Here is a 13,972-nt window from a genome sequence, read left to right as displayed (position 1 = left end):
CAGCCCCTCTAGGATCGCGCGGCTGACGCTGCGCCAACGCGCCTTCCTGGAGATGATGATGACCTGTGCCCGACTTGCGGCAAGCCTTGCCCTTTTGACCCTGACTTCCCTGCCCGCCCTGGCAGGCGGCCCCATTGCGACTGCGACCGAAGCCCCGGTCGCCGTTGCCGCCGAGGCACCGAAACCGGCGGATCCCTGGACCGGCCCCTGGGCTGCCTTCACGCTTGGTTCGGGGCGCACCACCTACGACATCACCGGAACGGCCGGAGTGCCCGGCATTCCCGTTCCCGTCCTTGGCCTCGACCTTCCCGACTTTGGCGGCAAAGGCGGAACCGCGGGCGTGGAGATCGGCTACAGCAAGCGCTTCGGCGACAACCTTGTTCTCGGCCTTCAGGTCGGGCGCTCCAATGCGGCCATCGACACCGATGCCGCGCTCGACCTTGGCTTCATCCTGCCTCTGGACCTGTCCTACCGCTACCGCGCCAGCAGCATGACTTCGGTTCTTGGCCAGATCGGCTATCTCGTGAACGACAAGAGCATGGTCTTCGCGCTGGCCGGCGTGACCCGCGCTAAGTTCGACGGCACTCTCACCAGCAACGGGTTCGCTGGGCTTGACTACGGCCTGTCGCTGCAGGGACTGACGCTCGGCGCCGGGATCGAGACCAGGGTCACCGACAAGGTTTCGCTGCGTCTTGACTACCGCGTGACCAACTTCCCGGACCGCGAGCTCTTCGACGGCTTCATCGGCCCGGTGGCCGCCGAGGTCGGGCTTGAATCCAGCATGCAGACGGTCAACGCCGCCGTGGTCATGCGCTTCTAGATCCGGTCGGGCGGGGCCTCCCCCGCCCACCTTTCCGGCTCGGGCGCGGGAATCATCCGGTCGCGCCACCCGTCGCTTTGCAAACCCGCCCGCTGCCGCAACCCCGGCTTTTCCCCGAACTGAACTTTGCAAAATTCTGCCCAGCTTGATCGCAAATCCTGCAAATAAGTCGCACCCTGCTACCGGTAACACCGTTGCGCGGACCGCATCCCATCGCATACGAACCTCTCAGAGCATCAGCGGGGGGAGATCGCGATGAGCTACGCACAGGTCTACGGCCAGTGGCAGCAGGACCCGGAGGGCTTCTGGCTTTCCGCCGCCAACGGAATCGACTGGGTGAAGAAACCCACGAAAGCCCTCAACGCCGACCGCGCACCCCTTTATGAATGGTTCACCGACGCCGAGGTGAACACCTGCTGGAACGCCGTCGACCGCCACGTCATCGCCGGGCGTGGCAAGCAGCCGGCCATCATCCACGACAGCCCGGTCACCGGGACCAAGCACGTCATCACCTACGCCGAGCTTCAGGACCGCGTCGCCCGCCTTGCCGGGGCGCTCAAGGCCAAGGGCATCGCCAAAGGCGACCGCGTCATCATCTACATGCCGATGGTCCCCGAGGCGCTGGAGGCGATGCTCGCCTGCGGCCGGATCGGCGCGATCCACTCGGTCGTCTTCGGCGGCTTCGCCGCACATGAACTTGCCGTCCGCATCGACGACTGCACACCGAAGGCGATCATTGCGGCCAGCTGCGGCATCGAACCCAGCCGCGTCGTGCACTACAAACCCCTCCTCGACGCCGCCATCGAGCAAGCCACCCACAAGCCCGACTTCTGCGTGATCTTCCAACGCGAGCAGGAGGTCGCCAAGCTCACCCCCGGCCGCGATGTCGCCTGGCACGAATTCCAGTACGGCGTCACCCCCGCCGACTGCACGCCCGTAGAGGGCAACCACCCGGCCTATATCCTCTACACCTCCGGCACGACGGGCGCGCCCAAGGGCGTCGTCCGCCCGACCGCCGGGCATCTGGTGGCACTGAACTGGACCATGCGCGCGATCTACAACTGCGGCGCGGGGGATGTGTTCTGGGCCGCCTCTGACGTGGGCTGGGTCGTCGGCCATAGCTACATCTGCTACGCCCCCCTGATCGCCGGTTGCACCACCGTGGTCTACGAAGGCAAACCCGTCGGCACCCCCGACGCCGCCGCCTTCTGGCGCGTGATCAACGAACACAAGGTCCGCAGCTTCTTCACCGCCCCCACGGCCCTTCGCGCCATCAAGCGCGACGACCCCGAGGGGAAACTGGTCCCCAAACTCCCCACCCTCCAGGCTCTCTACCTGGCAGGGGAACGCGCCGACCCCGACACGATCCACTGGGCGCAAAACCACCTGAAGGTCCCGGTCATCGATCACTGGTGGCAGACCGAAACCGGCTACGCCATCGCCGCGAACCCGCTGGGGATCGAACACCTGCCGGTCAAGATCGGCTCCCCTTCCGTCCCCATGCCCGGCTACGATGTCCAGGTCCTCGACGAAGGCGGCCACCCGGTCAGCCCCGGCACCCTGGGCGCCATTGCGGTGAAACTGCCCCTGCCCCCCGGCACGCTTCCCACGCTCTGGAACGCCGAGGACCGCTTCCGCAAGAGCTACCTCAACCACTTCCCCGGCTATTACGAGACCGGCGACGCCGGGTACATCGACGCCGACGGCTACCTCTACATCATGGCCCGCACCGATGATGTCATCAACGTCGCGGGCCACCGCCTGTCCACCGGCGCGATGGAGGAAGTCCTCGCCTCCCACAAGGACGTCGCCGAATGCGCCGTGATCGGCGTGGCCGACGACCTCAAGGGCCAGTCGCCCCTGGGCTTCCTTTGCCTGAACAAGGGGTCCACCCGGCCACATGCCGAGGTCGTCAAGGAATGCGTGCAACTCGTCCGCGACCAGATCGGCCCCGTCGCCGACTTTAAGCGCGCCGTGGTGGTGGACCGACTGCCCAAGACCCGATCCGGCAAGATCCTGCGCGGCACGATGGTCAAGATCGCCGACGGCTCGCCCTGGAAGATGCCTGCCACCATCGACGACCCCGCGATCCTGGATGAGATCACGGTCGCGCTGCAAAGCCTGGGCCTCGCCAAGGGCTGACGCGGCACTGGACAGACGGCACGCAGTCGGGCAATCTTTGCATTATGCAAAGTTTGCTGTTGCCGCGCGCCCGATGACTCGACCTGACAGGATGCAGACAGACCCCCGGGCCGGGGCGCTGGCCGATTTGCGCCGGGCAATCCAGGCGCTTCGCCCGCATCTCGACACGCCGGGCGATCAGGCCGAGCTTGCTCTGATCGAGGACGCCGCCCTTCGGCTGGCCCAGCCCGTCGCGCCGCCCGCCCTGGGCATTGCCGATTTCGACCCCTCCCGCCTTGCCACCCTGTTGCAGATCACCGGGCCGGCCCTGGCCGCCGAGCTTCTGGCCCGCTTGACCGAGGACCTGACGACGACCCAGGACCTTCTGGCCGCGGGCAGCCAGACCGGCGACTGGAAGCGCCTGCGCGAAGGCAGCCACGTGCTGATTTCGCTCTCCGGCTCGGTGGGCGCGCTGTCGCTGCAGACCATGTCGGAAACGCTGAACGCCATCGCTCATGCCCAGGACGCGACCGCCCTCGCTGCCCTGATGGCACCGCTCGACGCCGAACTTTCCGCCCTGATCCGCCTCATCCGCGCCACCCGCGCTCCGACCGGGACCGCCGAATGAAGTCCTCCACCGCACTTACGCGCCCTGCTGTCCTTCTGGTCGAGGACACGATGTCGCTGCAGATGGTCTATCGCTCCATCCTCGCCACCTCGGGCCACCGCGTCGCTGTCGCCTCCACCGCAGCCGAAGGGTTGGAACAGTTCCGCACCCACAGGCCGATGGTGGTGCTGCTTGACCTGATGCTGCCCGACCGCGACGGGCTCGAGGTGATGCAGGACATCCAGTCGATCCAGCCCGAGACCCGGGTCATCGCGATCACCGCCAACGGCTCGGTCAACCGCGCGGTCGAGGCGATGCGGGCGGGCGCCCATGACTTCCTGGTCAAGCCCTTCGACGAAGGCCGCCTCCTGTCGGCAGTCCAGAACGCCCTGGCGGAAGCGGGCCCCCGCGATGCGCTCCGGCCCTCCGGCCCCTCCGGTCCCAGCGTCACACGCAAGGCGGATCCCGCCCAGATGGCCGAAAGCTCGGGCTTCATCGGCTCGTCCGAGGCGATGGCCCGCATCCACGGCACCATCGCATCCGTCGCGCGCTCGATGGCCACGGTGTTCATCACCGGGGAAAGCGGCACCGGGAAGGAACTCTGCGCCCTGGCCGTCCACGCCAACTCCAACCGCGCCGCCGGCCCCTTCATCGCGCTGAACTGCGGCGCGATCCCGCAGGATCTGCTGGAATCCGAGGTGTTCGGCCACATGAAGGGCAGCTTCACCGGCGCGATTTCGGACAAGCAGGGCGCGGCGACGGCGGCCGACGGGGGCACCCTCTTCCTCGACGAGATCTGCGAGATGGCCCCCGCACTTCAGACCAAGCTCCTGCGGTTCCTGCAGACCTCCACCGTCCAGCCCGTCGGCGCAACCCGCCCCCGCAAGGTCAACGTCCGCATCGTCTGCGCCACGAACCGCGACCCGCTCGATGCCGTCCGCCGCGGCCATTTCCGTGAGGACCTCTACTACCGCCTCTACGTCGTCCCGATCCACATGCCGCCCTTGCGCGACCGCGGCCAGGACATCATCGAGATCGCCGAGGCCGCCCTTGCCCGCTTCGCCCAGGAAGAGGGGCGCACCTTCCACGGCCTCGACCCCGCCGTGCGCAACCTGATGCTGTCGCTGCCATGGCCTGGCAACGTCCGCCAGCTTCTGAACGTGATGCGCAACGTCGTCGTGCTGAACCAGGGCGGCTGGGTCACGCCCGAGATGCTGCCCCCCGGCCTCGCCGACGAGGGCCGCCCGGCAGAAGCTCCGCCCCTCCCGCTGGCAGGCCCAGAGGCGGTCGGCCTGGACAGCCTGCTTGGCCTGCCCCTGGCCGAGGCCGAACGCCGCCTGATCGAGGCGACGCTGGCCCAGTATGGCGGATCCATCCCCAAGGCCGCGCGTGTCCTCGACGTCTCGCCCTCCACTCTCTACCGCAAGATCGAGGCCTGGGGCGCCAAGGCAAGCTGACCGCTCTTCCTTGCGGCGTCACGCCACCTAGACGAACTGCTCGCCGATCAGCCGCTCCTCCAGCCCATGCCCCGGATCGAAGAGCAGCCGGTGCTGCACGCTCTCGTCCGACCGCACCTCGACGCTGACCACATCCTTCACCGACGAACGGCTGTCCGCATCCGCCATCACCGGCCGCTTCTCGCCCTCGACCACATCGATGCGCACCACCGCCGCCTTGGGCAACAGGGCCCCCCGCCAGCGCCGGGGCCGGAAGGCCGACATCGCCGTCAGCGCCAGCACGTCCGACCCGATGGGCAGGATCGGCCCGTGGGCCGAATAGTTGTAGGCCGTCGACCCCGCCGGCGTCGCCACCAGCGCCCCGTCGCAGACCAGCTCCTCCAGCCGCACGCGCCCGTCGATCGACACCCGCAGCTTCGCCGCCTGCGGCCCCTGGCGTAGCAGCGAAACCTCGTTGATCGCCAGCGCCTCCGTCACCTTGCCCTTCACGTTCTCCGCCCGCATCGCCAGCGGGTTGATCACAGTCTCCTCCGCCGCCGCCAGCCGCGCGGGCAGATCCTCCAGCGCATAGGCGTTCATCAGGAACCCGATCGTCCCGCAGTTCATCCCATAGACCGGCAACCGCCGCCCATGCGCCGCGTGCAGCGTCTGCAGCATGAACCCGTCGCCGCCCAGCGCCACGATCACCTCGGCCCGCCGCGCGTCGGCCTGTCCATAGGCCGCCGTCAGCGCCTGGAAGGCCGCCACCGCCGCCGGCGCTTTCGAGGCCGTGAACCGGATCTTCGTCATGGGGTCTCCCTTCCGCGCCAGTCTTGGCCGCACCGCCCACATTCCGCAAGGTCGCTTTATTTCGCCCGGCTCCCCGAACAGGTCGCATTCCTGCCTTTCCCGACGCCCGCGACTGCTCTACATAGCCCGCAACTTTCACCATGAGGGCAGAACGATGAACGCTTCCCACCGCGACACCGGTTTCTTCACCGAACCCCTGTCCTCGCGCGACCCCGAGCTGTTCGGGGCGGTGACGCAGGAGCTTGGCCGCCAGCGGCATGAGATCGAGCTGATCGCCAGCGAGAACATCGTCTCCCGCGCCGTGATGGAAGCCCAGGGCTCCGTCATGACCAACAAGTATGCCGAGGGCTACCCGGGCAAGCGCTACTACGGCGGCTGCCAGTTCGTCGACGTGGCGGAAAACCTCGCCATCGACCGGGCCTGCAAGCTCTTCGGCTGCTCTTTCGCCAACGTCCAGCCGAACTCCGGCTCCCAGGCGAACCAGGGCGTGTTCCAGGCGCTCCTGAAGCCCGGCGACACCATCCTTGGCATGTCGCTCGACGCAGGCGGCCACCTGACCCACGGCGCGGCCCCGAACCAGTCGGGCAAGTGGTTCCACGCTGTCCAGTACGGCGTCCGCAAGCAGGACCTGGAGCTGAACTACGACCAGGTCCAGGAACTGGCCACCGAACACAAGCCGAAGCTGATCATCGCCGGCGGCTCGGCCATCCCGCGCGTGATCGACTTCAAGCGCATGCGCGAGATCGCTGACTCCGTCGGCGCCTACCTCCTCGTCGACATGGCCCACTTCGCGGGCCTCGTCGCGGCTGGCCTCTACCCGAGCCCCTTCCCGCACGCCCATGTCGCCACCACCACGACCCACAAGACCCTGCGCGGCCCGCGCGGCGGGATGATCCTCACGAACGACGAGGACATCGCCAAGAAGGTCAACTCGGCCATCTTCCCGGGCATCCAGGGCGGCCCCCTCATGCACGTGATCGCCGCCAAGGCCGTGGCCTTCGGCGAGGCGCTGCGGCCGGAGTTCAAGACCTACCAGGCCCAGGTCATCAAGAACGCCCAGGCGCTGGCGGATGAACTCATGAAGGGCGGCCTCGACATCGTCACCGGCGGCACCGACACGCATCTGATGCTGGTGGACCTGCGCCCGAAGGGCGTGAAAGGGAACGCCACCGAGAAGGCCCTCGGCCGCGCCCACATCACCTGCAACAAGAACGGCATCCCCTTCGATACCGAAAAGCCCACGATCACCTCGGGCGTCCGCCTCGGCACCCCCGCCGGCACCACCCGCGGCTTCGGTGAGCCCGAATTCCGCCAGATCGCCCGCTGGATCATCGAGGTCGTCGACGGCCTTGCGAAGAACGGCGAGGACGGCAACGCCGCCGTCGAGGCCAAGGTCAAGGCCGAGGTCGAGGCGCTCTGCAAGAGCTTCCCGATCTATCCGGACCTCTGAGGCCCGAACCTCTTTCAAGATGGCTCCGTGCTGACCCGGCGCGGAGCCTTTTTCATTCGGCCGACCCCATCCTTTCACCTGGCACCAAATATCCCCGCCGGAGGCATCGCCGAGCCGTTTTGCGTCCTTCACGCAAAACGGCGAGACAAAAGGCTCGCGCCGCCAGGCGCTCATTTCGAAAAGCGACCGTCCAGGGGTCGGAGATCCCTCACCTTGACGCAGGCGCCGCCTCCCGGTCTCATCCGCTGAAACCGAAGGGCCGCATGACCACCCGCGACACCCGTACCCTCGAACACCGCATGGGCGACTGGGCCCGCGCCCGCCTGCCTTTTGCCGTGGCGGAACTGGTGATGTTCGTCCTGAAACAGGGCTGGGCCTGCCTTTTCGGCGGCCTTCTCCTCGCCGCCATCATCGGCACGAAACTCGTCTGGCAACCCGACTGGCCGCTCCACCGCTACGACGCGCTTTTCCTCTTCGCCGTCGCCACCCAGGTCATCTTCCTCTGGCGCAAGCTCGAAACCTGGGAGGAAGCCCGCGTGATCCTCCTTTTCCACCTCACCGGCACGGCGATGGAGTGGTTCAAGGTCCACGCCGGCTCCTGGGCCTACCCCGAGCCCGGGATCTTCAAGCTGATGGGCGTGCCGCTCTTCTCGGGCTTCATGTACGCGGCCGTCGGCAGCTACATGGCCCGCGTGATCCGCGTCTTCGACATGCGCTTCGCGCCCTATCCCGCCTTTCCCCTCACCGTGGCCCTGGCGGTGGCGATCTACGTCAACTTCTTCGCCCACCATTTCCTGCCCGACATCCGGCTTGCGCTCTTCGTGGCCACCGTGGCGCTTTACTGGCGGACGCGGATCTGGTTCCGCATCCACGACCGGCACTGGTGGATGCCGCTGCCCGTCGCGGCCCTCCTGTCCGCCTTGGCGCTCTGGGTGGCCGAGAACGTGGGCACGGCGACGGGCACCTGGCTCTATTCGGGCCAGGTAACGGGAGAGCTGGTCAGCCTCGCCAAACTCGGGTCCTGGTATCTTCTGCTCTATGTCGCCTTCGTCACGGTGACGCTTGTGACCCGCAAGGCGCTCAGCCGCGATCCCGTGGACCTTGGGCGCGCGGGCGACATGCTTGCCAAATGGTAAACGGATTCGGTCAAGTACCTGATACGCAACGTGAATCAGAAATTGTCCACGGTGGACAGGTGCTAGAAGTACCCGCGCCAGACCAGGAAGCCCAGGACCGCCACAGCCAGAACCAGCACCCCGAACCCGACCGAGCCGAGCACGCCCGCAAAAAGCTCCCGCCGCCGGTTCGCCGGCTCGATCCCGATCAGGTGCTTCACGCAGATATCATAGGCCTCGGTCACCTCGGCCATGTCGATCTGGTTCAACAACTTCGGATTCTGCGCCCGGTGCGCCGAGGTCGCCAGAAGCCGCCCGCTGTCGCGGACCTTCTTCGGCAGCGACCGCCCCGCCCGCTTCATCTTGGCCGACAGGTCGCGCCCGCCCAGCCCCAGCCTCTCTTCCAGAAGCTGCGCCACCCGATCCGCCATCTGCTGGATCGTCACCGCACTCATCGCGCCACCCCCTCGAGACTCTGAGCGATGAACCTAGAAGCGATTCAGGGCATGTTCAACCGCTCTGGCCTGATCCCGCCGACGAAGGTATCAAGAGCCATGCTCGCCACGATCCGCCACCCCGCCAGCGCCACCGCCGCGGCGCCGATCCTTCTCATCGCTCACGGCCTTTACGGGTCGGGCCGGAACTGGGGCGTGATCGCGCGTCGCCTCGCCGACCGGCGCGAGGTGGTGGCCGTCGACATGCGCAACCACGGCGACAGCCCGCGTTTTCCGACCCACAGCTATCCCGAGATGGCCGCCGACCTGGCCGAGGTGATCGAGACGCTCGGCGCCCCGGTGGACCTTCTCGGCCATTCGATGGGAGGGAAGGCCGCGATGGAGCTTGCCCTCACGCGGCCTGACCTGCTCCGTCGCCTGGTGGTCGCCGACATCGCCCCCGTCGCCTATACCCACGACCAGACCCGCAACGCCCGCGCGATGGCCGACCTGGACCTGTCCCGCATCGCCACCCGGGCCGAGGCCGACGCGGCCCTGTCGGCCACCATCGACGACCCCGCTCTCCGCGCCTTCTTCCTGCAATCCCTCGACCTCCGCCACAAGCCGCCGCGCTGGAAGCTGAACCTTGAGGTGCTGGAGGCCGAAATGCCGAAGATCGTCGGCTGGCCGGGCACCAAAAGCAGCTTCGACCATCCCACCCTGTTCCTGACCGGGTCCGAAAGCCACTACGTCCGCCCCGAACACCGCGAGACGATCCGCGCGCTCTTCCCCAAGGCACGCTTCGCGAAGATCCCCGGGGCCGGCCACTGGCTCCACGCGGAAAAGCCGCGCGAGTTCGAGGAAACCGTCCGCGTCTTCCTGGAAGCCTAGTCGATCTGCCGTGCGACGGCCCAGGCCACCGGAAGCGCCAGCACCGCCCCCACCGCCGCCGCGATCAGGATCGGCCACAGCGTGCCGTAGCCCGCCGTCAGGACGGCGATCACGCCGGTCCCCGCCATGGCGGTCGCAATCATCGAATAGAGAATCATCGTCAGGCGCATCGGACGTCCCTCCGTCGCAGGTCCTGCGCAATTCTCCCAGATTTCGCCGTCGCGCGCCTTGATCCGCATCAAGAAAGCGCTTCCAGGCGGACGAGGCAGCGCCTCAGGCACGCTCCAGGATCGAACGCAGCGTGGCGTCCGGCAAGGTTACCGGGTTGCCCTTCATCGAGGATGCGCCCTTGGCGGCCTCGACGATCTCGGCGTGCCGGTCTTCGGTCACCCCCAGCGCGACAAGGCCAGACAGCCCCTCCGCCCAGGCCCAGGCCTGCAGCGCGGCGGGTGCCTCGGCCGCAGTGGAGCCAAGCGCAGAGGCGAGCGTCGCGCAGACCTCGTCCAGCCGTGCCCGGTCGGTGCCTGTCGCCGCTTCCCGGTTTGCCGACAGGACGGGACCCAGAAGAGCGCCACAGATTGCCCCGTGGGCGGCCCCGGTCATCCCCCCGATCACACCCGCAAAGCCGTGCACCGCGCCAAGGCCGGAATTGGCCAGCGCAAGCCCACCGCACAGGCTGACCCAGGCCATGCGGTCCCGCGCCGCGGCATCCTCGCCCTGCATCAACCGCATCAGAGCGTCCATCCCCGTCGCGATCGCAGGCCGTGACAGCGCGTCCGTATAGGGCGTAGCCTTGATCGACACATAGGGCTCGATCACCTGCGTCACCGCATCGAGGCCCGAGGCCAGCGTCACCGCCTTCGGGCAGCCATCCGTCAGCGCCGGGTCGACGATGGCCAACCGCGCCACCATGCGGTCGTCGCGCAGGCTGACCTTGCGGCCGTCGGCCGCGATGACCGCGTTCTTCGTCACCTCCGCCCCGGTCCCCGCCGTGGTCGGGATGGCGATGAAGGGCAGCGGGTCGGCGGTCAGGGGCAGGCCTTTGCCCACGACCTCAAGATGGTCCATCGCTCCACCCAGTGCGGGGATCAGCGCCGCCAGTGCCTTGCCAAGGTCAAGCGCCGCACCGCCCCCAATTGCAGCGACCCAGTCGGGACGATGGCCGCGGGCGAGGGAGAGGGCGGCCTCCAGATCGGACAGTGTCGGCTCGCCCGCGCAGGGCAGCGCAAGCGTCTCCGGGCCAAGGGCCTCGACCAGCCAAGCGGCCCGGGCCGGGTTGGCGCCATGGACGACCAACCCGCGCGACCCAAAGGCGCGGATCAGGGCCGAGGCTTTGGCGGCCTGACCGCGACCAAAGAGGATTCGACCGGGCTGGGTGATCCCGAAGGGGGTCATACCGACATCGTGGCGGCGATGGCCTTGCCCCAGCGGGCGTATTTCGCGTCACGGGTGGCGGCGTCCATCTGGGGCGTGAAGCGGTGGTCCAGCGCCCAGGATTTCGCGAACTCCTCCGGTCCGCCGATCACGCCGGCCTGCATTGCGGCCAGGTAGGCTGCACCCAGGGCTGTCGTTTCGGTGACCTTCGGCCGGTCCACCGGCGCGCCCAGGATGTCGGCCAGGAACTGCATCGTCCAGTCGCTGGCGGTCATGCCGCCGTCGACCCGCAGCACCCCATCCGCCGCGGCGCCCCAGTCGGCCCGCATTGCCTCCAGAAGGTCGCGGGTCTGGTAGCCGACGCTCTCCAGCGCGGCGCGGGCCAGTTCTGCCGGGCCGGAGTTCCGGGTCAGCCCGAAGACCGCGCCCCGGCAGTCCGGCCGCCAATAGGGTGCGCCAAGGCCGGTGAAGGCGGGGACAAGAATGACGCCCTGCGCCTCCTCTGCCGCCTGCGCGAGGGGCTGGGTCTCCTTCGCCTCGCGGATGATCTTCAACCCGTCGCGGAGCCACTGGACGACGGCCCCGGCGATGAAGATCGAGCCTTCGAGGGCGTAGGTGGGCTTGCCCTGCAGCTGGTAGGCGATGGTGGTCAGAAGCCGGTTCTTCGAGGGGACCATGTCGGCCCCGGTGTTCAGCAGCGCGAAGCATCCGGTCCCGTAGGTCGACTTCATCATGCCCGGCGCGAAGCAGGCCTGCCCGACCGTGGCCGCCTGCTGGTCCCCCGCGACGCCCAGGATCGGGATCTCGCGGCCGAAGAGGTCGGGACGCGTGGTGCCGAAGTTCGCCGCGCAGTCGCGGACTTCAGGGAGGAGGGACAGGGGGATGTCGAGGAGCTGGCAGATCTCCTCGTCCCAGGCGCCCTCGGCGATGTTGTAGAGCAGCGTCCGCGAGGCGTTCGTGGCGTCGGTGGCGTGGACCTTTCCGCCGGTCAGGTTCCAGATCAGCCAGGTATCGACGGTGCCGAAGGCGAGCTCTCCCCGGTTGGCCCGGTGTCGGGCACCTTCGACGTGGTCGAGGAGCCACTTGACCTTGGTTCCCGAGAAGTAGGGGTCGAGGAGGAGGCCGGTCTTGGCAGTGATCGACGGCTCGTGGCCCTGCTCTTTCAGGGCGGCGCAAGTGTCAGCGGTCCTCCGGTCCTGCCAGACGATGGCGGGGTGGATCGGCTGGCCGGTCTTGCGGTCCCAGATGAGCGTCGTCTCGCGCTGGTTGGTGATGCCGATGGCGGCGATGGAGGTCGCGCCCTTCCCGGCCTTCTCGATCGCGGCCCGGGCGGTGGCGGCGACGGTGGACCAGAGATCGGCGGGATCGTGTTCTACCCAGCCGGGGCGGGGATAGTGCTGAGGGAACTCTTCCTGGGCGGAGGCGACGGGCCTCAGGGCGGCGTCGAACAGGATCGCGCGGGAGGAGGTGGTGCCCTGGTCGATGGCGAGGATATGGGTCATGTCAGAGGCCTGCCGGAAGAAGTGTCCACGGTGGACAAACGCTGGAGTGTCAAGGATTACAAGAGCTTGGTCGCGGGCGTTAGGGGAATCTTAACCTGTGGTCAGAGCCGGACGCCAGCACCGGGAGACAAGAATTTTCAGTAAAATTCTTGCCAAATTTCTTACTCAAGAAATTTGAGCCCGGGCGGAACTGGTGCGCTCCGCGCGGGCCGGTTGGCTTACTGCTGCCAGGACTTGATCAGCTCGTCGTAGCTGATGGTCTCGGGCGTTTCATCCTCGTTCTCCAGCTTGGCGACCGGAGCACCGGGAGCGTCAAGCCAGACCTGCGGGTCCTGCGGCTCGTTCATCTTCGGGCCGATGTCGCCCTGGACGCCAGCGCGTTCCAGTCGCTCCAACACCGCTTCCTGCTGCTCGCAGAGGGCATCGAGCGCTTCCTGCGGGGTCTTCGCCCCCGACATGGCATCGCCGATGTTCTGCCACCAGAGCTGCGCCAGCTTCGGATAGTCCGGCACGTTGGTCCCCGTCGGCGACCACTGGACGCGGGCGGGCGAGCGGTAGAACTCGACCAGGCCGCCCAGCTTCGGCGCGCGTTCGGTGAACGACTCGTGCTGGATGGTGGACTCGCGGATGAAGGTCAGGCCGACGTGGGACTTCTTCACGTCGACGGTCTTCGAGGTGACGAACTGGGCATAGAGCCAGGCCGCCTGGGCACGGTCGATGGGCGTGGACTTCAGAAGCGTCCAGCTTCCGGCGTCCTGGTAGCCGACCTTCATGCCTTCCTGCCAGTAGACACCATGCGGCGAGGGGGCCATGCGCCACTTGGGCGTGCCGTCCTCGTTCATCACGGGCAGGCCTTCCTTGACCATGTCGGCGGTGAAGGCGGTGTACCAGAACATCTGCTGGGCGATCGACCCTTGCGCAGGGACCGGACCCGCTTCGCCAAAGGTCATGCCCTGGGCTTCCGGCGGCGTGTACTTCTGCAGCCATTCGATGGCCTTGGTCACGGCATAGACCGCCGCCGCGTCGTTGGTCGCACCACCGCGCGCCACGCAGGACCCGACGGGACGGGAGTTTTCGTCCACGCGGATGCCCCATTCGTCGACGGGCAGGCCGTTCGGTTCACCCACGTCGCCCATGCCGGCCATCGACATCCACGCGTCGGTGTAGCGCCAGCCAAGCGAGGGGTCCTTCTTGCCATAGTCCATGTTGCCATAGACGCCGGTCGCCGGACCGCCGATGTAGGACATGTCGCGGCCGGTGAAGAACTCGGCGATGTCTTCGTAGGCCGCCCAGTTGCGCGGCACGCCGAGGTCATAGCCATACTTGGCCTTGAAGTCCTCCATCGTCTTCGGGTCGGTGAACCAGTCGTAGCGGAACCAGTAGAGGTTCGCGAACTGCTGGTCGGGCAGCTG

13 protein-coding genes are annotated in these 13,972 nt (G+C 67.6%); 7 read left to right on the top strand and 6 right to left on the bottom strand.

Translation table 11 applies throughout. The features are described from left to right. Positions 1 to 58 precede the first annotated feature (58 nt). The 4 genes from ACE3Q6_RS12685 to ACE3Q6_RS12670 all read left to right on the top strand — a co-directional run bounded on the left by ACE3Q6_RS12685 (position 59) and on the right by ACE3Q6_RS12670 (position 5,005). Entirely contained in the window at positions 59 to 820 is a 762-nt protein-coding gene (locus ACE3Q6_RS12685; protein ID WP_374432775.1) for an outer membrane protein, read from the top strand. Between the two features lie 255 nt (positions 821 to 1,075). After that, a complete protein-coding gene (locus ACE3Q6_RS12680; protein WP_374432771.1) occupies positions 1,076 to 2,962 on the top strand; it encodes a propionyl-CoA synthetase in 1,887 nt (628 codons plus the stop codon). A gap of 91 nt (positions 2,963 to 3,053) precedes the next feature. Further along, on the top strand, positions 3,054 to 3,569 hold the full coding sequence (locus ACE3Q6_RS12675) for a hypothetical protein (protein WP_374432769.1): 516 nt from the start codon (positions 3,054 to 3,056) through the stop codon (positions 3,567 to 3,569). Beyond that, positions 3,566 to 5,005 carry a sigma-54-dependent transcriptional regulator gene (locus ACE3Q6_RS12670; protein WP_374432766.1) on the top strand — a complete coding sequence of 480 codons (1,440 nt, stop codon included), beginning with the start codon at positions 3,566 to 3,568 and terminating at the stop codon, positions 5,003 to 5,005. The genes ACE3Q6_RS12675 and ACE3Q6_RS12670 overlap by 4 nt, the downstream gene beginning before the upstream one ends. Positions 5,006 to 5,032: 27 nt before the next feature. Here ACE3Q6_RS12670 and ACE3Q6_RS12665 read toward each other — a convergent pair whose 3' ends face one another. Next, the gene (locus ACE3Q6_RS12665) at positions 5,033 to 5,794 is read right to left on the bottom strand and encodes an NAD kinase (RefSeq protein WP_374432764.1); all 762 of its coding nucleotides are present in this window, start codon (positions 5,792 to 5,794) and stop codon (positions 5,033 to 5,035) included. Positions 5,795 to 5,948: 154 nt separating this feature from the next. On the opposite strand from ACE3Q6_RS12665, the gene glyA reads away from it, so the two are divergent. Together glyA and ACE3Q6_RS12655 are read left to right on the top strand one after the other, a co-directional pair. Next, a complete protein-coding gene (gene glyA / locus ACE3Q6_RS12660; protein ID WP_374432762.1) occupies positions 5,949 to 7,244 on the top strand; it encodes a serine hydroxymethyltransferase in 1,296 nt (431 codons plus the stop codon). A 263-nt stretch (positions 7,245 to 7,507) separates the two neighbouring features. Further along, on the top strand, positions 7,508 to 8,380 hold the full coding sequence (locus tag ACE3Q6_RS12655) for a DUF817 domain-containing protein (RefSeq protein WP_374432758.1): 873 nt from the start codon (positions 7,508 to 7,510) through the stop codon (positions 8,378 to 8,380). Between the two features lie 62 nt (positions 8,381 to 8,442). On the opposite strand, the gene ACE3Q6_RS12650 is transcribed toward ACE3Q6_RS12655, so the two are convergent. Continuing rightward, entirely contained in the window at positions 8,443 to 8,814 is a 372-nt protein-coding gene (locus tag ACE3Q6_RS12650) for a hypothetical protein (protein WP_374432755.1), read from the bottom strand. A 99-nt stretch (positions 8,815 to 8,913) separates the two neighbouring features. On the opposite strand from ACE3Q6_RS12650, the gene ACE3Q6_RS12645 reads away from it, so the two are divergent. Next, positions 8,914 to 9,684 carry an alpha/beta fold hydrolase gene (locus tag ACE3Q6_RS12645; protein WP_374433080.1) on the top strand — a complete coding sequence of 257 codons (771 nt, stop codon included), beginning with the start codon at positions 8,914 to 8,916 and terminating at the stop codon, positions 9,682 to 9,684. Here ACE3Q6_RS12645 and ACE3Q6_RS12640 read toward each other — a convergent pair. The 4 genes from ACE3Q6_RS12640 to ACE3Q6_RS12625 all read right to left on the bottom strand — a co-directional run. Next, positions 9,681 to 9,854, bottom strand: coding sequence for a hypothetical protein (locus ACE3Q6_RS12640; protein ID WP_374432752.1), 174 nt, complete (start codon positions 9,852 to 9,854; stop codon positions 9,681 to 9,683). The genes ACE3Q6_RS12645 and ACE3Q6_RS12640 overlap by 4 nt on opposite strands. A 103-nt stretch (positions 9,855 to 9,957) precedes the next feature. Beyond that, entirely contained in the window at positions 9,958 to 11,079 is a 1,122-nt protein-coding gene (locus tag ACE3Q6_RS12635) for an iron-containing alcohol dehydrogenase (protein ID WP_374432750.1), read from the bottom strand. Further along, complete coding sequence (glpK, locus tag ACE3Q6_RS12630; protein WP_374432747.1) at positions 11,076 to 12,560, bottom strand: glycerol kinase GlpK; 1,485 nt, start codon at positions 12,558 to 12,560, stop codon at positions 11,076 to 11,078. Before glpK ends, ACE3Q6_RS12635 begins: the two co-directional genes overlap by 4 nt. A gap of 218 nt (positions 12,561 to 12,778) precedes the next feature. Further along, a partial coding sequence (locus ACE3Q6_RS12625) for a carbohydrate ABC transporter substrate-binding protein (protein ID WP_374432745.1) occupies positions 12,779 to 13,972 on the bottom strand: 1,194 nt, incomplete at its 5' end.

Source organism: Tabrizicola sp., from assembly GCF_041913445.1.
In the GTDB taxonomy this organism is placed as follows: Bacteria; Pseudomonadota; Alphaproteobacteria; order Rhodobacterales; family Rhodobacteraceae; genus Tabrizicola.
This window is presented reverse-complemented; position numbering and strand designations above follow the sequence as displayed.